17 protein-coding genes are annotated in these 21269 nt (G+C 44.2%); 3 read left to right on the top strand and 14 right to left on the bottom strand.

Going from position 1 to position 21269, the window contains the following annotated elements; all coding sequences use genetic code 11:
* Nucleotides 1-45: 45 nt before the first annotated feature.
* Nucleotides 46-1116, bottom strand: a complete 1071-nt coding sequence (locus MKY52_RS24710; RefSeq protein ID WP_341054150.1) for an ABC transporter substrate-binding protein — start codon at nucleotides 1114-1116, stop codon at nucleotides 46-48.
* Between the two features lie 324 nt (nucleotides 1117-1440).
* On the opposite strand from MKY52_RS24710, the gene MKY52_RS24705 reads away from it, so the two are divergent.
* Nucleotides 1441-2376 carry a C40 family peptidase gene (locus tag MKY52_RS24705; protein ID WP_341054148.1) on the top strand — a complete coding sequence of 312 codons (936 nt, stop codon included), beginning with the start codon at nucleotides 1441-1443 and terminating at the stop codon, nucleotides 2374-2376.
* 95 nt (nucleotides 2377-2471) lie between these two features.
* On the opposite strand, the gene MKY52_RS24700 is transcribed toward MKY52_RS24705, so the two are convergent.
* On the bottom strand, nucleotides 2472-5198 hold the full coding sequence (locus MKY52_RS24700; RefSeq protein WP_341054147.1) for a calcium-translocating P-type ATPase, SERCA-type: 2727 nt from the start codon (nucleotides 5196-5198) through the stop codon (nucleotides 2472-2474).
* 97 nt (nucleotides 5199-5295) lie between these two features.
* Nucleotides 5296-5709: a DUF2500 domain-containing protein gene (locus MKY52_RS24695; protein ID WP_341054145.1), complete on the bottom strand. Its 414-nt coding sequence runs from the start codon at nucleotides 5707-5709 to the stop codon at nucleotides 5296-5298.
* An 866-nt stretch (nucleotides 5710-6575) separates the two neighbouring features.
* Here MKY52_RS24695 and MKY52_RS24690 point away from each other — a divergent pair.
* Nucleotides 6576-7436, top strand: coding sequence for a YitT family protein (locus MKY52_RS24690; protein WP_341054144.1), 861 nt, complete (start codon nucleotides 6576-6578; stop codon nucleotides 7434-7436).
* 570 nt (nucleotides 7437-8006) lie between these two features.
* Here the strand turns inward: MKY52_RS24690 and MKY52_RS24685 are convergent.
* The 4 genes from MKY52_RS24685 to MKY52_RS24670 form a co-directional block, all read right to left on the bottom strand.
* Nucleotides 8007-8294, bottom strand: a complete 288-nt coding sequence (locus tag MKY52_RS24685) for a stage VI sporulation protein F (protein ID WP_042187408.1) — start codon at nucleotides 8292-8294, stop codon at nucleotides 8007-8009.
* A 66-nt stretch (nucleotides 8295-8360) separates the two neighbouring features.
* Complete coding sequence (recG, locus tag MKY52_RS24680; RefSeq protein WP_149644193.1) at nucleotides 8361-10412, bottom strand: ATP-dependent DNA helicase RecG; 2052 nt, start codon at nucleotides 10410-10412, stop codon at nucleotides 8361-8363.
* A gap of 9 nt (nucleotides 10413-10421) precedes the next feature.
* Nucleotides 10422-11285 (bottom strand): DegV family protein, encoded by an 864-nt coding sequence (locus tag MKY52_RS24675; protein ID WP_042187404.1) that lies wholly within the window; start codon nucleotides 11283-11285, stop codon nucleotides 10422-10424.
* Nucleotides 11286-11369: 84 nt separating this feature from the next.
* The gene (locus MKY52_RS24670; protein ID WP_341054143.1) at nucleotides 11370-13154 is read right to left on the bottom strand and encodes a DAK2 domain-containing protein; all 1785 of its coding nucleotides are present in this window, start codon (nucleotides 13152-13154) and stop codon (nucleotides 11370-11372) included.
* Between the two features lie 191 nt (nucleotides 13155-13345).
* On the opposite strand from MKY52_RS24670, the gene rpmB reads away from it, so the two are divergent.
* Nucleotides 13346-13534: a 50S ribosomal protein L28 gene (rpmB, locus tag MKY52_RS24665; RefSeq protein WP_036686205.1), complete on the top strand. Its 189-nt coding sequence runs from the start codon at nucleotides 13346-13348 to the stop codon at nucleotides 13532-13534.
* Between the two features lie 108 nt (nucleotides 13535-13642).
* Here rpmB and spoVM read toward each other — a convergent pair whose 3' ends face one another.
* From spoVM to rsmB, 7 genes are all read right to left on the bottom strand, one after another.
* Nucleotides 13643-13723, bottom strand: a complete 81-nt coding sequence (gene spoVM, locus MKY52_RS24660) for a stage V sporulation protein SpoVM (RefSeq protein ID WP_020431362.1) — start codon at nucleotides 13721-13723, stop codon at nucleotides 13643-13645.
* 176 nt (nucleotides 13724-13899) lie between these two features.
* Nucleotides 13900-14565 carry a ribulose-phosphate 3-epimerase gene (rpe, locus tag MKY52_RS24655; RefSeq protein WP_076282910.1) on the bottom strand — a complete coding sequence of 222 codons (666 nt, stop codon included), beginning with the start codon at nucleotides 14563-14565 and terminating at the stop codon, nucleotides 13900-13902.
* 3 nt (nucleotides 14566-14568) lie between these two features.
* Nucleotides 14569-15474 (bottom strand): ribosome small subunit-dependent GTPase A, encoded by a 906-nt coding sequence (gene rsgA, locus MKY52_RS24650; RefSeq protein WP_042187397.1) that lies wholly within the window; start codon nucleotides 15472-15474, stop codon nucleotides 14569-14571.
* A gap of 100 nt (nucleotides 15475-15574) precedes the next feature.
* Nucleotides 15575-17842: a Stk1 family PASTA domain-containing Ser/Thr kinase gene (gene pknB / locus MKY52_RS24645; RefSeq protein WP_341054141.1), complete on the bottom strand. Its 2268-nt coding sequence runs from the start codon at nucleotides 17840-17842 to the stop codon at nucleotides 15575-15577.
* A complete protein-coding gene (locus MKY52_RS24640; RefSeq protein WP_149644190.1) occupies nucleotides 17842-18615 on the bottom strand; it encodes a Stp1/IreP family PP2C-type Ser/Thr phosphatase in 774 nt (257 codons plus the stop codon). The genes pknB and MKY52_RS24640 overlap by 1 nt, the downstream gene beginning before the upstream one ends.
* A gap of 6 nt (nucleotides 18616-18621) precedes the next feature.
* On the bottom strand, nucleotides 18622-19662 hold the full coding sequence (gene rlmN / locus MKY52_RS24635) for a 23S rRNA (adenine(2503)-C(2))-methyltransferase RlmN (protein WP_042187390.1): 1041 nt from the start codon (nucleotides 19660-19662) through the stop codon (nucleotides 18622-18624).
* Nucleotides 19663-19813: 151 nt separating this feature from the next.
* Nucleotides 19814-21208, bottom strand: a complete 1395-nt coding sequence (gene rsmB / locus MKY52_RS24630) for a 16S rRNA (cytosine(967)-C(5))-methyltransferase RsmB (protein ID WP_341055619.1) — start codon at nucleotides 21206-21208, stop codon at nucleotides 19814-19816.
* Nucleotides 21209-21269: the final 61 nt, after the last annotated feature.

The raw sequence follows: 21269 nt of genomic DNA, 5'->3' as shown, positions 1-21269 counted from the left end.
CAAGCATCAAGGGGCGCCCTCATGGAATCGCCCCTATAGAATGTCTTATTGAATAATATTGTTAGCTTGATCGGCAACTTCTTTTTTCATCGCATCCGTCACTTCTATGCCTTGTGCGGCAGCCGCTTTAAGGTTAAGGATAAGATCGAGCTTTTCTTGCATCGTTACTTTCATATCTGCTGGCTTTTTACCATTCTTCAGAATGTCCACTGCCATTTGTCCAACTTGGTAACCATGGTCGATATATTTGAAGCCAACGGTTGCAAATGCGCCTTTTTCAACGGTATCCCGGTCGCTGGAGAAGAACGGAATTTTCTTATCATTAGCTGTTTGAATAATCGTATCAACAGCACTCACTACTGTGTTATCCAAAGTAATGTAGAATGCATCTACACGACCAGCTAGTGATTCAGCAGCTTGCTTCACTTCAGAAGTATTTGTGATGGCTGCCTTCACAAGCTCAATGCCATGTTTATCCAGCTCTTTCTTAGCAATATCTGCCATAATTACAGCATTCGGTTCACCTTCATTGATAACAATGCCCAGCTTCTTCACATTAGGAAATTGAGTAGCAATGAATTGCATTAATCTATTAATAGCTTCAGGATTCGTATCTGATACACCAGAAACATTTCCACCTGGGTGCTCCAGATCCGTTACGATCTTTGCATCGAGTGGATCAGTCACTGCTGCGAACAGTATCGGAGTGTCCTTACTTGATTTACTAAGCGCTTGAACAATCGATTGAGCAGAAGGTGTCGCAATAGCCAATACCAAATCATTAGTGTCAGCAGCAATCTTCTGAGCAATGGTCAAGTTATTCGCAGGGTCAGCTTGAGCATTCTCAAGGTCAACCTTCAGGTTTTCTCCTTCAACAAGCCCGGCATCCTTCAAAGCAGCAAGAATACCTTCGCGTGTAGCATCAAGTGATGGATGTTCTACGTATTGCGAAATTGCGATTTTGTACGTTTTGGAATCAGCGGTTCCAGCATTCGTTGGCGCATTTCCAGTGCTTGTTGCGTTTCCTGAGTTTACAGCTGCATTATTGTTGCCACAGCCAGCAGCTACAAGCATGAAGCATAAGCTTAAACCTGCAAAAATGTTTCTCTTTTTCATTAAAGTACCCCATTTCATTAGATTATTAACGCGTGCATCAAAGTGAGCGACTCAGCATTATCACTTTTATCGATAAAAGCATTAAAGCATAAGCTTACACGTACCTCACAATAATGATGGAAATCTATTAAACCTATATTATATGGAGGTTGTTTATCCGTCAATCACTTATCCTACTTCCATAGATTACAAATTTTATAGCGCATAACTCACCAATATAGGAAGTACTTAGTTAAGTCTTACAGTGATTGCCTTGGTCCTCATTACATAAAAAAAAGCCCCCTGCACAAACTTAAACTACAGTTTGAACATGGAGCGTGTCATATGCCTAATAACCACAAAAAATTACTATCCACTGCTACTGTATTGCTCGCTGCCGTTTTATCAAGTACCGCATGCGGTTACTCTTCACAATCACAAAAACCCAAGGTAAACGCCGTAACTCCCGATGGCATGCAAGCCTCAAGTTATTATGAAAAGTCCGCCATCACCGATGCTCAAGGAAAGTACTGGATTCCACTCAAACCTGCGATTACATCACTCGGCTATCGAATGAAAGATGATGCAACTCATGGGGGATACACCAAAATTGGCTACAGTGATGTTATGTATATGCTGCGCCCTGGCTCTACTCAAGTCTTCTCCCTAGGTGAGAAAATCACATTACCGCAGGCACCTAGACGACAAGAAGGTCAAATCTATATCACACCGTTAGCTCTATCCAAATTTCTTCAAACGGAGGTGGGTTGGAATCCTCAGTCTGGTGAAATCAACATAGCCACACCGACCGACCATGAGGCTATTATAAAAACACCATCTGCTAAATCATTAAATGAAGCTAAACCATTTCACATTCAAAGTATTTCTGAAGCAGACAAGAAGGAATTAGTTACTTATGCCAAAAAATTCTTAGGTGTGCCTTATGAATTCGGTACCGGGCCTTATGAAGAGACTAAGAAATTTGATTGCTCTTCTTTTACAAGGCATGTATTCAAACAATTCAGTGTAAACTTACCGCGTCTAGCCAAGGATCAAGATAATATAGGTTCTCGCGTGCAACGCAGTGCACTAGATGTCGGCGATCTTATATTCTTCACTGTCCCAGGTCGGTTTGAAAGTGACGCTATACCCGGGCATGTCGGTATTTACATTGGGGATGGAAAGTTCATTCACACCTGGGGTGATCCCGGGGTTCAGATCAGTGAGCTTGACTCAGGGTATTGGAGCAACGTAATCCTGCATATGCAGCGCATTCTGTAACCCACATTCACTGGCTAAAGGCACCTATTAAGAAAGCCTGAATCCTCCACTATGGAAGGGTTCAGGCTTCTTTGTTGCAGCATAAATTGGTATTCTTAATCCCAGTTCTTGCCCTTGCCACTTAAACGTACAAACAGCTTTACAAACTCTACAATCACTATAATCGCCAGTGCTGCAGCAATTACAATTCCCCACTGTAACCCGCTTAAATGTGAGACACCAAACCAGTCATTCAGTCCTGGGATGATAATCACCAGTACCAGCATAAGTGTAGAGATCAGTGATGCCCACAGCATATACCGGTTGCTGAACCAGCCAATCTGGAACAACGATTTCGTATTGGATCTGACGTTAAACGCATGAGAAATTTGCAGCAATCCTAATGTGGCGAATGCCATCGTAACCGCAATCCCCTCATTGTAATGGGTATGTGCCCACTGGTATACAAACAGCGTAAGCGCCGCCTCTAATATACCCTGGTAGATGATCCCGATTCCCACGCCACCAGCAAAGATACTGCTACTGGCTTTGCGTGGTTTCTTCGACATCAAATCATCCCCCGCCTTCTCAAGCCCAAGAGCTAGTGCCGGTAGGGTATCGGTAACAAGGTTAATCCACAGAATATGAATTGGCTCGAGTATACGCCAGCCGATCATGGTTGCAATGAATAGCGTAAGCACTTCCCCAAGATTGGCTGAGAGTAGGAACTGGATGGCCTTACGGATATTGCTGTAAACCTTCCGCCCTTCTTCAACAGCAACAACTATGGTCGTAAAGTTATCATCAGCTAGCACCATATCTGAGACGCCCTTAGCTACATCCGTTCCTGTGATGCCCATCCCGACGCCGATATCTGATGATTTAAGCGCAGGAGCATCATTCACACCGTCACCCGTCATGGCAACAATCTTCCCTTTTTTCCTCCACGCCTTAACGATCCGAACTTTATGTTCAGGAGATACACGTGCATAAACCGAATAATTAGTGACTTTCTCAGCAAATTCCTCTTCACTGAATTTATCCAGCTCACTGCCGGTCAATACGCCCGTCTCATCTTCGATAATACCTAATCTTTTAGCAATGGCTGCTGCAGTATCTCGATGATCTCCTGTAATCATTACAGGTCTAATCCCCGCTTTACGACAGATAGCTACCGCATCCCGTACTTCCTCTCGTGGAGGATCAATCATACCGACTAAACCGATAAATACAAGTTCTTTCTCCGTAGCTTCCGGGGAGAGGTTAGTCGGTAGCTGCTGTTCATCTCTGAAAGCAAATGCCAACACCCGCAGTGCATCATTCGCAAGCATTGTATTACTTTCCATGATATGTCGTGAATGTTCATCATTAAAAGGAACGATCTCTCCATCCACGAAGATATGGCTGCATTTTGACAAAAGCACATCTGGTGCACCTTTCGTTAATACACGATAACGTCCGTTCTCAACTTCATGAATCGTCGTCATCAGCTTGCGATCGGAGTCAAATGGCAGTTCATTTTTACGTGGGAATTTCTTTTCTAAATCCCTTTTGTCAGTACCTATACTGAGCGCATAGTCCACTAACGCTGTTTCCGTAGGATCCCCGATAATCGCTTTACCACTCTTTGTTTGCGGGTCCTTAGCCCCATCATTCCCTTCAGGTTCTTCAGAGGAATTTCCTTCGTCAATGCTGGAATCATTACAAAGCGTCATAGCCTGAAGCAATAGTTCACCACCCGGTGTCCCTTCAAGACCTTCAGCAGCTTCTTTCGTAGTTCTATTGACATGCACTTTTTCGACAGTCATCTTGTTTAGAGTCAAAGTACCTGTCTTGTCAGAGCAAATAATTTCGGTGCTTCCGAGCGTCTCTACAGCGGGGAGTTTGCGAATGATCGCTTTACGTTTAGCCATCCGCTGCACTCCGAGTGCCAAGATAATCGTCACAATTGCTGGCAGCCCTTCAGGAATCGCTGCTACTGCAAGTGAGATCGAGGTGAGAAGCATATCCAGCAGCTCTCTACCCTCAAATATACCGACGGCAAAAATGACTACACAGACACCAAGAATAATAAAGGTGAAATATTTTCCTAGTTCATCCAGTTTCTTTTGCAGCGGTGTTACATCATTCTCTTCCTCCGAGATAAACCCAGCAATCCTGCCGACTTCAGTCTGCATTCCTGTAGCTGTGACTACACCAACCGCTCTACCGTAAGTTACATTGCTGCTCATATATGCCATATTGGTGCGATCCCCGATAACAATATCGCTTCCCTCAAGCACACCTACCTTCTTTTCTGAAGGTAATGATTCTCCGGTTAACGCGGCTTCCTCTGTTTTCAAAGAAGCAGCTTCTAACAGTCTAATATCCGCCGGAACTACATTTCCAGCTTCCAGCAAAACAATATCCCCAGGTACGAGATCTTCACTTTTAATCTCTGAGACCTGACCTCCACGTCGCACTCTGGCATGCGGAGAGGACATACTTTTCAGGGCATCTAGCGCCTGCTCTGCCTTATTTTCCTGAATAACACCAAGTACCGCATTCAGGATGACTACCAACAAAATAATGACTGTATCTGTCCATTCTCCCAAAACCCCAGACAATACTGCCGCCACTAGCAAAATAAAGATCATTACATTTTTAAATTGTTCAATAAATTTTCCTAGCAGAGATTTGGTTTTTGCTTCTTGAAGTACGTTCTTCCCATACTGCTCCAGAAGTTTAGTGGCTTCACCGGAAGACAAACCATCTTTCCTTGTTTCCAGCCTTTTGAGCACTTCTTCCTCACTTAGTGTATGAAAAGGTACCTGCCCCTGCGATTTTGGATCATTTGAGTTCAAGACAATAGCCTCCTTCCGGGATTGAGATTCTGGTAAAACCTCTCATATGAGTCTTACCCAAAAAAGGCATGGTGATTCTAGAACGTTATGTACAATTTTAGAAATTAAGCTGTTCCGTCTGCTTGACTCGATCAAAGCTCTTGAATCTAGTCCCTTGATAAAGGAGTTCTCCTCGATCCCCTTCTACAATCAGACCAAAATCCTGATCTCTAACCTGCAATTCCAAGCGTCCACCATCTTCAAACTCAAACGTCACATAATAACTAGTATGTGCGCTCGATTCACCCGATCCACCCCATACCTCAGTCCGTTTCGTTACAGCTTTAGTGCTAGCTTTTATCAAGGGGCTTGCGTTGTTGGCTATCCAGCTTCTCACTGATTTATAAATTATAAAGACGAAAACACCTAGGATAAACAAAGCAAATAATTTAAAAAATAGGGGCATCTCATGAATGAAACTTCCGAAAAAGCTTCGTTTATCAAAACCGTTAAAATCCTGCCATTCGCTCAAATTCATTCCTCCTGACTGATACAAGATAATAAAAGTCTTCTTTTCTACGAAATACGTCATTTTTCCCGTTCGGTTTCTTGTTTTCATCGTTTTCAAATGAATTTTTTTCACAAAACAATTTGGAATCAAATGATAAGGTATGGTATGCTTTTTATACTACATACAGTTGGGAGGTGTTATTTCGGTGCAATATATAGCGCGCTTGTCACTACTTTGGTTTCTTCGTATAGTCCTAATTCTGGGAATGATGTTTTCTTTTCCACCGGTTTGGTCTGGAGGATTATTCACTACGGAGCAAGAATCAACGACAACCGAAATTGAACGCTACGAGCGAAAGTTTATAGCTCCCGTAAGGACGGTACCCCAAATAACTCCTCAAATAGGAGCCATCAAAATAACTGAACAGTGGGGAACTAAATCTATTGCGGTAGCCGCGATACTCCCTGTGCTTTCTTTTGTATTCCGTCCTGTGATCTATAAATTCTTGCTTCGACTGCGACTGTACCTGTTAAAATTCACTTCTCACTTTCTAATATCACGCAATGCGAATTTCATATCTATCTTAAATGATTGTTACTGAGGGTCATTTAGAACTTCCATTGATAAAAATTCGAAGAAAACGAAATAATTATAAGACACCTAAATGTAGGCTAGACTTTCATGGATTATAGAGAATCGGATTTAACGGGAATCGGTAAAAATTTGTTATGCAAACTTACTTCTAGCATAGGAATCAAAATGGATCTATAAATTATTGGATACAGTATATAAATTAAAGAAGTGACATGCTGCTAAAATTATCCCAAAAAGCTGTCGCTGCCTACGAAATGAATAAAGTTGTTTCCCCTGCTAAAGGAGGAAAAACATTGCAGACTAAGACAACACAACATAAACAATTACGTAAAAATTCAGTATTCCGAGTTCTAACCGTTATTGCAGGAGCACTACTTGCCGCAGTAGGATTAGAGTTATTTCTCATACCACATGGGCTTGTAGTTGGTGGAATCACAGGTTTGTCGGCATTATTCGCTCATACCACTGAAATGCGGCTGGGATTGTTTCTTTTTCTATTCAATCTACCTTTTATATTCATGTCTCGAAAGCAAGTGAATCTTCGCTTTGCTCTGTATACCGTTCTAGGATTAGCTTGCTTGACCATCGCTTCTCTTGCTCTACACCGTTTTCCTGCAGTGATTAGTGATCCTTTACCTGCTGCTATGGCAGGTGGCATCTGTTTAGGACTCGGTATCGGTATATCTGTCCGATTTGGTGGTGTGAACAAACATGCAAGTGATCAAGGATATTCACTTCTGAGTGGTGGACCGCCAAAGTCAACCGAAGTCGTCATCATGATTCTGAACTGTGCTATTTTGCTTATAGCAGGCACACTATTTGGCTGGGAGCAAGCCATGTACTCCATTATTGCTTACTTATTGGCCTTCGAAGGTGTGAGATTCTCACTCCGAGGGTTATCCGATTCACGCGCTGCATGGATTACCAGCAATTGTTGCATGGATATCCAGGAAGCTCTCGAAAACTCATTAAATCGAGAAGTTGGGCTTGCTGAAGGCTCCGGGCAAAATGGAGAGCTGAGCACATTGTTTTGTCTCATCAACAAAATGGAAGAACATCAATTGCGGACCATCGTCCTTAATTGTGATCCTAACAGCCAAATTGTGCTCAAATCAGCTGCCAGTGATCAAAGATTGAGTAACCTGCCATCCTAACTAATAAGGTAGTATGATGAGCATGGTGAGTAGGCCGATTACGTCTTCTTTGTTTGAAGGTACACTTTATTATTCCACGTAAGATTAATAGCGTTTCTCCCTTGTATGGGGGGAGCGCTACTTTTGCGTTATCAACCGAGGTTCTTTCGCTAGAATAGCGAAATCCTGCAAAAATACATCTTTTTGCACAGATTTCCGCTCTATTAAGTCCAAATACTGCAAATGTACAGGAATATCCTCATTTATAGCTCGAAAGCTTCTTCTGACGCAAGAATTCCTGCTGATTTGCAGGAATCAATACTTTAACCCTCCTCGTATCATCTAAAGATGTACTATTGCAGGATTTTCGCCGGAAAATTATTGGTTAGTCTACATTCGTCAGTCGGCGTTCATTAATCAACGTTAATGAGCCAGTGTTAGTTTGTCTGCTTTTCCCTAGAATTCATCCTTGATTCACACAAAAAAAAGCTGTCTCAAAAGCAGCATTCACTACTTTTGAGACAGCCTCTACTCCTTTAGCTAGCTGAGAATTAGACCTAAGATCTAGCCTATACTCGCTAGCACACTTTCCTAACGGAACATTCCCCACAAACGGATCAAGTGGAAGGTGTTGTTCGGATCAATTTTCTGAGCGATAATAAATTTCACAATTTGGTCTTCCTGCGTCGAGGTCAGTTTCTCGTTCAGTACACCTGACGCATTCCGTACCAGCCTGCGAACAACCGCTGTGTCCTGTAACTCTTGTTTCGAGACGCCGTTAATCATATTTTTAATACGATCTTTGACAGTCGCGTTTTTCATCTTCAGCTTGATGCGTTCCACGAGCTGAGGGCTAATTCCGAATTGTTGATAACCCAAGTGTAGCACCTCCCGTCATATCCAATCTTTCACAGTATATGAGGCTTAGGAGCTAGATGTGCCTACTTAGTCAATTAATTCCCCTTGGAAAATTTGCTCGCCTTGTAAATAATGCCGAAGAGGTGCATATTCAGGAGATGTCCAGAACTTCTCATCCTTAAGCAGCTCTGCCACATCATCACGCGCCTGCTCCAGCACTTCAAAGTCAGCCGTCATATCCGCCAAGCGAAACTCCGGTAATCCACTCTGCTTGGTTCCAAAAAAATCACCTGGACCACGCAGCTCCAAATCTCTCCGCGAAATCTCAAATCCATCATCGGTGTCCGTCATAGCAGTCATTCGTTCACGCCCGATTTCAGATTTCGGATCAGCCACTAGTACACAATAAGAGGCATGCTGACCTCTACCAACCCGTCCACGAAGCTGGTGCAGCTGTGATAATCCGAACCGGTCTGCATCCATAATAATCATCAACGTGGCATTAGGAACGTCTACACCCACCTCTACAACCGTTGTGGATACTAAGAGTTGCAGTTCATTGTTGTAAAATGCTCGCATCACTTCATCTTTTTCAGCTGGAGACATCTTTCCATGCAAAAGCCCAACTTTATAGTTAGGAAAAGCTTGGCTCATTTGAATATGTAAATCTATAGCATTCTGTACATCCAGTTTCTCCGATTCTTCAATGAGCGGACAGATCAGATAAGCCTGACGTCCCAGCTCTATTTCACGCTTAATCAGATTTAGGACACGATCCATGAGATCATGCTTGACCCAATAACTAGTTATTGGCACTCGGCCTTTCGGTCTTTCCGACAGCGTGGATACATCCATATCTCCAAAAACAGAGATCGCAAGTGTACGTGGAATAGGTGTTGCAGTCATCGTAAGTACATCCGGATTATATCCTTTACGCCGCAATACACCTCGCTGGTTTACACCAAACCGATGCTGCTCGTCCGTAACTACAAGACCCAGATCACGGAAAAATACATCCTCCTGAATCAATGCATGCGTCCCTACAACAATATCGAGCATCCCCATTTGTAGTGAAGCTAACAATTCTTTACGTTTCCGTCCAGTTACACTCCCTGTTAACAGACCAACCGTAATTCCAAACGGCTCAAACATCTTCGTAAGCGAACGCATATGCTGCTCTGCTAAAATCTCAGTGGGCACCATAAGCGCACCCTGAAAACCAGATCGTACGGTGGCAAAAAGCGCGACGGCAGCTAGTACCGTTTTGCCGGAACCCACATCACCTTGAAGTAGTCGATTCATGCAATATGGTGATCGCAGATCATGTAAGATCTCCAGTTCCACTCGTTTCTGAGCATCTGTAAGCTCAAAAGGTAAGCTGCGAACAAACTGGCGTACGGTTGCGTTATCTACAGTATGGACTACACCATCCATCCTACCGCGATTGAGTACCCGGAATGCCTGCATCTTCAACTGGAACAGAAACAACTCCTCATACACCATCCTGCGGCGTCCCTGCTGCCCTTCACGCGTATCCTCTGGCCTATGAATGGTAGCAATCGCCCGTTTACGGGGCATGAAATCATATTGCCGCATAATAGAATGTGGTAGTATCTCGGGAATTAAATCTCCATACTGTTGAAGCGCCTGATTAATGCTTTTTCTGATCCACGACTGCGTGATCTTTCCACCGATGGAATAGACCGGCTGTAGAGTCCCTGTCTTCCCTTCCCCACGATCGGGAAATTCAAAATCCGTCACTGTAATTTGATTTCGCTTCTGATCCCATTTACCTGTGAGTACAATTTCTCTTCCCACAGTAAGTTGCTCACGCACGTAATGACGGTTAAACCATGTAGCTGTGAACATCCAAGGCTCCGCAACCATTTTACAACTAAGTCGTGACTTGCCTCCAAAACGTTGCAGTACGGGGATACCGATCACTTTAGCCTCTGTAGTCACTTTATCCCCATGTTTGGTTTCACTCAGCGAGCGTGGGCGATAATCCTCATAACGGAACGGATAATATTCTAACAAATCCTTTACTGTAAAGACGCCAAAGGCGTGAAGCTCGCTTTGTTTTTGAGCACTCACGCCAGTTATGTTTTTTACTTCAATTTGATTTAGTGACAGTGTCATATTCATCCCTCATTTTGCAGGCCAAATGAATACAGCTAACGTACCGTTTCCGACATGGCTGCCCACGACAGGGCCGACGTTCGTCAGCACTTTCTCTTCTAGTGTAAAATGTCCTGACAGCTCTTTCAGGAACTCTTCACCGGAAGCCGGTTCAGCCGTATGACCCACGGCCACATTAATTTTGTCTACACCTTGAATATCCTTCTTAAATAATTCAATCATACGGGCAATAGCCTTCTTACGGCCTCTAACTTTCTCCACCGCATATATTATTCCTTCTGCATCAATAGACAGGATCGGCTTAATATTAAGAAGCGTTCCCAGAATGGCCGAGGCCTTTCCGATTCTCCCGCCTTTTTGTAAATATTCAAGTGTATCTACCAAGAAGTAAAGCTTACGCGATTGGCGCAGACTTTCAACAGCTTCAAGAATCGCTTCGGGACTCTTATCTTCAGCAGCCAATCTGGCGGCTTCCACCACCATAAATCCAAAACCGTAAGAAGCGGAGAGAGAATCTACTACAGTGATCCCTTCTCCCTCTTCCTCCAACATCGATTTAGCCAATAGTGCTGATTGGTACGTACCGCTTAGTCCAGAAGAAATATGAAACGAAAGGATAGGACTTCCCGGGTATCGTTCCAGAATATCTCGATACACATTCATGTATTCAACCGGTGAGGGCTGAGAAGTAGTCGGCAACTGTGACGAGCGGGGAAGTCGCTCATAGAACTGCTCCGGCGTCATATCCAGATTGTCCCGGAAAGCCTCTTCGCCGAACATCAAGGTCAAAGGGACGACCTCAATGCCATACGTTTCCGCCATTGCTGGCGGGATATCAGATGTGCTGTCGGTGACGATAATGGTACGATTCATGGATTATCTCCCCCATACTATAATTTTGCCAACTACGTAATTAGCAAGTTGCTCCTGAATTGTTATAGAACCCTCAGCATCTATCTATGGCTCTACGGAGAAAAGATAATAATAAAGGGGTTGGCCACCCTCATGAATCTCTACTTCCACATTCGGGTAAGTCTCTTCCAGCCACTCGCTTAGGGAATCTGTGACCTCAGAATCAGTTTCTGCTCCAATAAGGATCGTAACGATTTCATCGCCATTTTCAAGCATGTTGGACAGCAGCGCCTGACTTGCAGCTAACAGATCATCTGCGGCAGCGACAATTTTGGAGTTCGAAATTCCGATAAATTGCCCGGATTTAATCTCCAGATCATCAAAGCTTGTATCACGGACAGCATTTGTTACTTGTCCCGACTTGACCTGTGAGATTGCTTCTAGCATGTTCCCAGAATTAGACTCCACGGAATCCTCTTCTTGGAACGCAAAGGCTGCAGCGATTCCTTGAGGAATGCTTTTACTTGGAATAACCGTAATCTCACGTTCGCCCTCCAAAAGATCTTTAGCTTGCTGAGCGGCAAGAACAATATTGGAGTTATTCGGCAGAATGTATACATGCTTCGCCGATATAGAAGAAATCGCGTTCACGAAATCCTCTGTGCTAGGGTTCATAGTCTGACCTCCAGCTAGGACAACATCCACACCGAGGCTTTTGAAAATATCTGCAATCCCAGCGCCTGATGATACTGCGATGAAGCCGTAAGGTGCCAAATCATCTGCTGGTGGTTCGGCTGGAGCTGATTGTACCCGGCTCTGTTCATCCGGCATATCGGCGAAAACATCTGGCATAGGTGCAATATCCATCCCTGCAGTTAACAAGTCACGGTGTTGCTCACGCATATTGAGAATATGAATCTGCGTAATTTCCCCATAGAGAAGTGCCAGATTCAAAACTTCACCTGGAGCCTTGGAATGCACATGCACTTTAATGGTTTCATCATCCGAAATTACAATAATGGAATCACCATTTACTGACAACGCTTTCCTAAAGGTTTCCTCATCAAAATCCGTTCTCACGTTACCGCCTAACTGGCGATTAATGAAGAACTCCATATCATATAGAAATTCTATGTCCTCTGTAGAAAGCTGTGATTGTGCAGAAGACTGTACAGAAGACAGTTCGCTTTCAGGTTTCTTTAACACCGGTACCGGTGTTGGCACGACTGGTGCCTGAGGTTGTCCTTTTACAGGTTCAGACACACCGGAGCTTCCGCTCGTCAGATGCTGGTGAAACCCTTCATAAATATAGACCAGTCCTTGACCGCCAGAGTCTACGACACCGACTTGCTTCAAGACAGGCAATTGTTCCGGTGTATAGGCTAAGGCTTCCTTTGCTTTGGCCAATACCTCTGTCATGAGCTCTGTAACATCTGTAGTTCGGCGAGCATAGTAGACAGCATGTCTTGCAGCCTCTTTAGCCACTGTAAGAATAGTTCCTTCTACAGGCTTTACAACTGCTTTATAGGCTGCGTCCACTCCGCTTTGCAGTGCAGCAGCAAATTGCTGTGTGTTTAGCTCATCATGTTGAGCTGCAGATCTGCTAAAGCCTCTGAACAATTGAGATAAAATAACTCCGGAGTTCCCCCGTGCGCCCATTAACAAGCCCTTAGAGAGTACACCTGCACATTGACCGACAGACGTTGTATTATTTTTCTTCAATTCATTCGAACCTGCGGTCATCGTCAAATTCATGTTAGTTCCGGTATCTCCGTCTGGAACCGGAAAAACATTTAGGGAATTGACGTGTTCTGCATGCTGTTGCAGCTTATCCGCTCCAGCCAATACCATAGCGGTAAAATCTGTTCCGTTTATAGAACGCTTACTCAATTGAGAATTCCCCTTCCTAACTTCATGCCTAATCATTATATGATTAACAGGACATAATGCACTAATTTACATTGTACTATAAGTATTAAAAGAAATAAATGTTTTTGAATCGGTTGACGTAGCAAAATTTGCTGTGATATTATAGATAAGTATTGTTTTATGCAGGTGTTAGGAATAAGGAGGTGTAATCTATGTCCCGCAAATGTGCAGTAACAGGCAAGAAACCGAGCAGCGGCAACCACGTGTCTCACGCCAATAACCGCAACCGTCGTTCTTGGGGAGTTAACGTTCAGAAGGTCCGTATCCTCGTGAACGGTAAACCAAAACGCGTGTACGTCAGCACCCGTGCTTTGAAAGCCGGTAAAGTTGAACGCGTTTAGTCTTTTGCAATTTTAAAGACCGAGCGATCACTCATATGAAGCAAAAAGCACCCTTTACATTTGTAAGGTGCTTTTTTTCATGTTTTCTTTTCTGTTCCAAGCCCAAGATCAACTCTTCTGAAATGTGTTCAAAATCGCTTTAACAAAACCTCCCAAAAACCTTGGCAGCTTAAACGTGTAAAATTTCATGGTTTACCCTCCCATCAATTCATGCCGTACGCAGGAGACTTTCTTCTTGTTCTAACGGTAACGTACTGCAGTCCTCCCTGCCAAAACAAAAAAGGCTACATGAGATTTCTGCTCATGTAACCATATTTATGCGTCAAGGACTTGGCCTATACCTTTAGTCGTAATAGCCTATTTTTTTAACGAAGTGCCGCTTCCGCTGCTTCTCGAATCTCAAGGATCGCTGCAGCACGATCACTCCGGCCAAAAACTGCATTTCCTGCAACCAAAACATCCGCCCCTGCACTGACAACCAATGGCGCTGTAGCTTCCGAAACACCACCATCGACTTCAATAAGTAGATCTGGATTGACTTCATTTGCCCATTCTCTAATTTGAGTAATTTTGCGCAAAGTGTTAGGAATGAATGCTTGACCTCCAAAGCCAGGATTGACGGTCATCACGAGAATCATATCCACATCCTCAAGCACCTCACGCACCGCTGATGCCGGAGTGCCAGGATTAATAGCTACTCCTGCCTTAAGTCCCAATTCCTTGATCTGATGCACCACACGGTGTAAATGAACGCAAGCCTCAGCGTGAACAGTAATCACACTAGCGCCTGCGGCAGCAAAATCAGAAATATAACGTTCTGGAGACTCAATCATTAAGTGAACGTCTAGTGGAAGCTTGGTATGTAACGAGACCGCTTTTACGATTGGTGGACCAAGCGTTATATTCGGCACAAAATGCCCGTCCATTACATCCACATGGATCCAATCCCCGCCACTGACCTCAGCTTCTGCAACCTCTGAACCTAAACTTGCGAAATCGGCAGACAATATAGATGGTGCTATTCGAATCATGACTTAGTACCTCCGCTTTTTATCTTTCATTTCATTAAAAAATAATTTGTAATGTTCATACCGGCTATCAGCGATATTCCCAGCTTTCCATGCCTCGATAACTCGGCAGCCTGGTTCATGCTGATGACTACAACCACGGAATTTACAATCCCCAGCATAGTTTGCAAATTCACGGAAACAAGTAGAGAGCTCTTCAACCCCAAGCTCAAGAAAATCAAGCTGACTAAAACCAGGGGTATCCGCTACAAAGCCGCCCCCGCCAATATCCATCAATTCTACATGGCGGGTAGTATGACGACCACGGCCCAGACGTAAGCTGATCTCACCTGTCTCCAGTTTAAGTCCTGGCACAATACGATTCAATAAGGTCGACTTTCCTACCCCAGATTGTCCGGCAAATACACTAATACCACCAGTAAGCCGCTCTCTTAGTTCATCACTGCCAGCTCCTGTAATTGAGCTTGTAACCATCACTTCATAACCAATATCCTCATAGAGCTCTTTAACATACTTAGTGGCTTCACCATTATCATTAGCCAAATCCTGTTTGGTCAGAACGATTAAGGGTTCCAGTCCCGAGTGCTCAATATGAACTAGGAACTTGTCCAATAGATTCAGGTTCATATCAGGCTCCCGCACAGAAAATAATAGAACGGCAAGGCTTACATTCGCTACAGGTGGACGAATTAACTCAGATTCTCTAGGGAGAAGCTCATCCACCATCCCTTCACCATGCTCAGTCAGCATATAGATCACGCGGTCACCTACAAGAGGAGCGATCCCCTTTTTCTTAAGTATGCCTCGACCTCTGCATTGAACTGAAACTTCCTCTGTTGCAATTAATCCTTCACGAAGCGGTTTTACGTAATAATATCCGCTTAACGCCTTTACTATTATTCCTTCAGGCATACATAGTGAGCCTTCCTCTCCTGATTTTGCGAAAATGACCCAAGTTTGAAAATCCCCGGGTCACTTCGCTGCCACAACTATTCAAGCACTTCTGCCCTGATTAGTTATCGCTTTTATCTTTAGATTTGTCTTTGTTTTTATTATTATGCTTGTCATCATTTTTATTACTGTTCTTGTTGTTACCACTATTGGTCGATTCATTATTCACCGAATTGTTAGTAAGGAATCCCGTCTGATTGGCTGATCCAGTATTAGTAGACCCTTCGTTGCCTGAACTTGGAGGCAGGATCTCAGGTTCAATGGTCGGTTCAGCAGTAGGTGTAGGATCTATCGGTGTCTGAGTCGGCTGCGGAGTCGGAGCCGTCGGTGGTTCAGGTTCTTGCACCGTGCCATTCTTCGCATCAATATATGGAATCACATAAGTGTCTAAAAGCACACCATCTCGGGTAACAATAACAGAGCCATCTTTATTCGGAGCAAGTACTAGATTAACGGACAGCACTTGGCTCTTTCCAATGGTACGCGTTCCCCAATCTTGTTTCTCACCATTATTGCGCGCATCAACGAACTCAATTCGAATCTTGCTCTTCTTTCCATCCTGTGCAGGAGCTACTGGTACATTAAAGGTATAATTCAGGGCTTCAGGTGGATAACCTGTACTTAAGTAAATCGTAATCGCTGTTCCAGGTGGAACAGAGGTACCTTTCTCATAAGCCCAAGTTTTCGTTACCTTACCTTCATCAACTGTGAAGCTAGATTCTTCCTTTACATCTCCGAGGACCAGTTTGGATTCTTCCAAAAGCGCCTTAGCTTCACTCTCCGTCTTACCGATGAGGTCTGGCATCGTGACACTTTCTTCTCCTTTGCTAACGTATAGGGTGATTGAAACCGTCTCTGGATCAAACTCATTGTCAAAGGCTGGGTCTGATTTCACAACCTTACCCACCTCCATATTTTCATCGAAGAGAGGTTCATTCTTAATTTGATTCTGGGGTACACCCTTTGCCATTAGCGCTTTAACCGCTTCGTCAAAGCTTAAATTTGTAACATCTGGCATCTTAGTTAATGGTTTCGCCGAATTCACAGTTAGTATTAGGGAGGCTCCCTTTTTCACTTTGGCGTCCTTTTCCCTACTTTGCTTCATGACCACATTCTCTTCGAAATTCGGACTGTAGTCATACAGTATAGGATCAGCAACCTCAAGCCCCAAATCCTCAAGTTCAGTCTTCGCTTGTTCCAGCTGTTTACCGACCACGTAAGGAACAGATACCTCAGGAACAACTAATTGGGATTTAACGTACCACACGAGACTGGCCATAGCCAGCAGTAACACTAAAGTTAAACCAATCCATAATGCAGGTTTAGTCCATTGTTTTTTACCTTTTTTCAGAGGTACCGGATCGTCATCATCATCTTCATCATTATCCATCCGGTCGTGGCGATGATTACGATTTCCATTGCTTCTTTGGATCGGTTTAATCGCTGGTATTACCCGCGTTCGATCCTCGTCTTCCTCATCGTTAAAAAGAACTTTTGCTTCACTACGGCGCTCAGGCAACAAGCAGGTTTCTAAATCCTGCAGCATTTGCTTTGCAGACTGATAACGCTCTTCCGGATTTTTACGCATTGATCTTAAAATTACATTCTCAACGCTTTGCGGAATAAGTGGATTTATGAGCCTTGGCTCTTCAAACTCTTCTTGCAGATGCTTTAGAGCTACGCTAATCGGACTCTCCCCTAAGAATGGAAGACTTCCGGTAAGCATTTGATAGAGCACAATCCCTAATGAATACAGGTCGGATTTCTCTCCTGTTGAGACACCTTTAGCATGCTCTGGTGAGAAATAATGAACGGAACCTACTACAGAGCCTGTCTGAGTAATGGTAGTAGATGTTACCGCACGAGCAATACCGAAATCCGTTACCTTCACCCGGCCATTGCGCCCGATCAATATATTATGTGGTTTAATATCCCGATGAATAATTTGATTCTGATGAGCGTGATCAAGTGCATCACAGATTTGTGAAGCGATCCTTACGGACTCGTCAACCTGTAATGGCGCTCGTTCTTTTATAATTTCATTAAGATTCTTGCCCTCAATATATTCCATGACAATATAATGAATTTCGTCTTCTTGTCCTACATCGTAAATACTAACCACATTCGGATGAGACAAAGATGCAGCTGATTGCGCCTCACGCCTAAAACGGCGGATAAATTCCTCGTCATGAACAAATTGATTACGCAATACTTTGATGGCGACGTTTCGGTTTAAAAGAATGTCATGTGCTCTATAGACGAGCGCCATTCCACCTCCGCCGATCCGTTCGATGACTTGGTAACGGCCGCCCAGTTCGTGACCGATCATCAATCCCACTCCTTTGTTTCGGGCACAGCGGCCTCTCCATGATGTTCTAACAAAGCGACGCTAATATTATCGCCGCCGCCAGCAAGCAGTGCCAACTGAAGTAAGCGGTCCGCTCTTTCCTCTAACGGTATCTCATGTATTCCCGCTACCTTGCCCAAATGCTCATTGTTAACAAAATTACTTAAACCATCACTGCAGAGAAGCAAAAGTTCCCCAGGTAGCAGGGTAACAGGGGCTAAATCAACCAGCACCTCAGCATCTGTTCCAAGTGCTCTCGTCAGCACATTCCGTCTCGGATGATTATCTAATTCCTCCACACTGATCTGACCGTTCTTGAACAGCTCATTGACTAGCGTGTGATCTTCGGTTAATTGAACTGCTGCACTGTCCTTTATTAAATAGGCTCTGCTGTCTCCGATATGGCCAATATATCCGTTTGAACCATTCATCAGGGCAGCAACGACAGTAGTACCCATATTGTGGTACTTATCGTCGCTGGAAGCCTCCTTGAAGACAGTGCTGTTAGCTTCCAAAATAGCAGCTGATAACGCATCACGCAGTGCTTCGTCCTGAAGCTCAGGCTGCAACCCGTCTAGGGTATTCCTCATCGTCTCCAAAGCAAGCCTGCTCGCGGTTTCACCAGCCTGATGTCCACCCATCCCATCGGCAATTATGCCGAGTGTATAACCGTGGCGCGTCGCGCCGATCCAGACCGAATCCTCATTGACAGAGCGCACTCGGCCAATATCGCTGGCATGAACTGTTCTGATCAAATATCCTCACCCCAACTCCATATGTTTGGCACGCAGCTGTCCGCATGCGGCCGCGATATCATGGCCTTGCTCACGGCGAATGGTAACATTCACGCCGTTGTCAGCCAAAATACGTTGAAACTCAAAGATATCATTGCGTGAAGTACGTACATATTTCCGCTCTGGCACGTGGTTTACTGGAATCAAATTGACGTGGCATAGCATGTTCTTAAGCACACCTGCTAATTCCTCAGCATGCTCCGGCTGATCATTCACCCCGCCGATCAATGCATACTCAAAGCTGACCCGTCGCCCCGTCTTAGCTTGATAATAACGTAAAGATTCAATCACATCATCAAACGGAAAGCGGCGGTTAACTGGCATTAGCTTCGAACGCAGTTTGTCGTTAGGTGCATGAATCGAAATCGCCAAATTTATTTGTGTATCTTCTTCTGCAAATTTATAAATGCTCGGCACAATCCCGCTAGTGGAAACAGTAATATGCCGTTGTCCGATATTTAGACCTTTCTCATGAATCATAAGACGCAAGAATCTCATTGTTGCATCATAGTTCTCAAACGGCTCACCAGTACCCATGATAACAATACTGCTGACACGTTCACCCCGCTCATCCAAGATCTGTTGAGAGCGTACAACCTGAGCTACAATTTCACCCGCTGTCAAATCACGTTTCAATCCACCAAGCGTAGAGGCGCAGAAGGTACAGCCGATTCGGCAGCCTACTTGAGTTGTTACACAAACGCTATTTCCATAATTATGTTTCATGATAACTGTCTCGATCGCATGATCATCATGCAATCCAAACAGGAATTTTACTGTTCCATCTTTCGATTCCATTTTAGTAATCTCAGTGAGCGCTGCAATGGAGAATTGCTCGTTCAGCTTCTGACGAAGTCCTTTAGACAAATTGCTCATGGATTCGAAGTCACTTACACGTTTTACATACAACCAATCAAAAATCTGTCCACCACGAAAAGCAGGCTCACCGTTATCTTTCGCCCACTGCTGTAACTCTTCTAAAGAAAAATCATATATTAAAGGTTTCATTATTATTAGCACCTGTTCTTTCATAAGGATATGCGTATTATTTCTCATTCTTCCTATTTTAACACAAATTTCAGAGACGGTAAAAGAAATAGCCCGCCGTACGTTAGCCCGGCGGGCGGAAGATACAACGATTGTCAGTAAATTTGCTATGTTACAAGACTCTTTGAAGCTTGGAGATATAGAACCCATCACTGCCATAATGATGTGGCAATAACTGAATCCCCTCACCTACAGCCAGCGCAGTACCTTCCAATCTCCCCCACAGCGGGGAAGCAAATGTTATAGAAGTGAAATCAGGATTTTGCTCCAAAAAGGCAGCTACAACCTCACTATTTTCCGTTTGCTCAGTCGTACAGGTACTATAAACCAGAACACCACCCGGTTTCAACAGTTTAGAAACCGACTGTAGCAGCTGACCCTGCAGTGATGCTACACTTACAACATCCTCAGGCTGCTTACGCCATTTGAGATCTGGCTTACGGCGGATTACACCAAGCCCAGAGCAAGGCGCGTCCAAAAGAATTCTATCGAAGGAATGATGCTCTAAGGTATGCTCAAGCTCCAGTGCATCTGCACTGCCTGTTACTACGCTTTCGAGACCTAACCGTGCAGCTTGATCCGAGATAAGCTTAGCTTTATGTGGATGCAGATCGTTAGCGAAAATAGATCCTTCATCTTTCATCAGCTCGCCCATGTGGGCCGTTTTGCCCCCAGGCGCGGCGCAGCAATCAAGCACTCTCATTCCAGGCTCAGGTGCAACAGCTTCAGCTACAAGCATGGAGCTTTCATCCTGAACAGATAGATATCCATCCCGGTACCAGGATGAAAGAGCCAGATTACCGCCGCCTTTTACAACAATACCATAAGGACTTACTTCAGAAGCAGAAGCTTGCAGACCTTGTTCAATCATCTGACTCAACAGGGCTTCACGGCTAATCATCGTAGTATTTACGCGTACACTGACAGCGGGTGGCTCATTGTTAGCAGCACAAATAGCTTCCGCAGTGTCAACACCATACTCCGTAATCCAGCGCTTCACTAACCATATAGGATGGGAATACTGAATAGATATCCGTTTCGCAGGACCCAATCCATCAGGTATTACCGGCAGATTTCCAGCGCGCAGCACATTACGAAGCACGCCATTAACCATACCCGAAATTCCTTGATGACCCTTTTTCTTAGCTATATTAACAGCCTCATTTACAGCTGCATGAGATGGTATGCGATCCAGGTACATAATTTGATATAAGCTTAGACGCAGTAAATTACGCACCCAGGGCTGCAATTTAGCGATCCCTTTGCTAACAAATTCCTCGAGCACATAATCAAGTGTATTCATCCGAGAGATGGTACCATAGACAAGCTCTGTAACTAGTCCAGCATCTTCTCTGCTAAGTGCAGACTTCTGCAGACTGCTGTTCAGCAATAAGTTGCTGTAAGCCCCTTGTTGTTCGACCTTAACCAGGATATCGAGAGCGATATCGCGGGCAGAAGCTGTAGCAGCTTTACCTTTATTTCCGCTACCGCCCTTTTTACCACTCACTGCTTTATGATCGTTACTATTTTTATTACCAGAGTTATGACTTACTCCTGATCGGCCCGCA

Source organism: Paenibacillus sp. FSL P4-0184 (assembly GCF_038004625.1).
Lineage (GTDB): Bacteria > Bacillota > Bacilli > Paenibacillales > Paenibacillaceae > Paenibacillus_AQ.
This window is presented reverse-complemented; position numbering and strand designations above follow the sequence as displayed.

Bases quoted from the DNA above. Each gene is read 5' to 3' on its own strand.
- rsgA (WP_042187397.1), bottom strand. From the start codon at position 15,474: ATGCCTGAAGGAATAATAGTAAAGGCGTTAAGCGGATATTATTACGTA.
- recG (WP_149644193.1), bottom strand. From the start codon at position 10,412: ATGACACTGTCACTAAATCAAATTGAAGTAAAAAACATAACTGGCGTG.
- rlmN (WP_042187390.1), bottom strand. From the start codon at position 19,662: ATGAAACCTTTAATATATGATTTTTCTTTAGAAGAGTTACAGCAGTGG.
- MKY52_RS24675 (WP_042187404.1), bottom strand. From the start codon at position 11,285: ATGAATCGTACCATTATCGTCACCGACAGCACATCTGATATCCCGCCA.
- rpmB (WP_036686205.1), top strand. From the start codon at position 13,346: ATGTCCCGCAAATGTGCAGTAACAGGCAAGAAACCGAGCAGCGGCAAC.
- MKY52_RS24705 (WP_341054148.1), top strand. From the start codon at position 1,441: ATGCCTAATAACCACAAAAAATTACTATCCACTGCTACTGTATTGCTC.
- pknB (WP_341054141.1), bottom strand. From the start codon at position 17,842: ATGATCGGTCACGAACTGGGCGGCCGTTACCAAGTCATCGAACGGATC.
- spoVM (WP_020431362.1), bottom strand. From the start codon at position 13,723: ATGAAATTTTACACGTTTAAGCTGCCAAGGTTTTTGGGAGGTTTTGTT.
- rpe (WP_076282910.1), bottom strand. From the start codon at position 14,565: ATGATTCGAATAGCACCATCTATATTGTCTGCCGATTTCGCAAGTTTA.
- MKY52_RS24710 (WP_341054150.1), bottom strand. From the start codon at position 1,116: ATGAAAAAGAGAAACATTTTTGCAGGTTTAAGCTTATGCTTCATGCTT.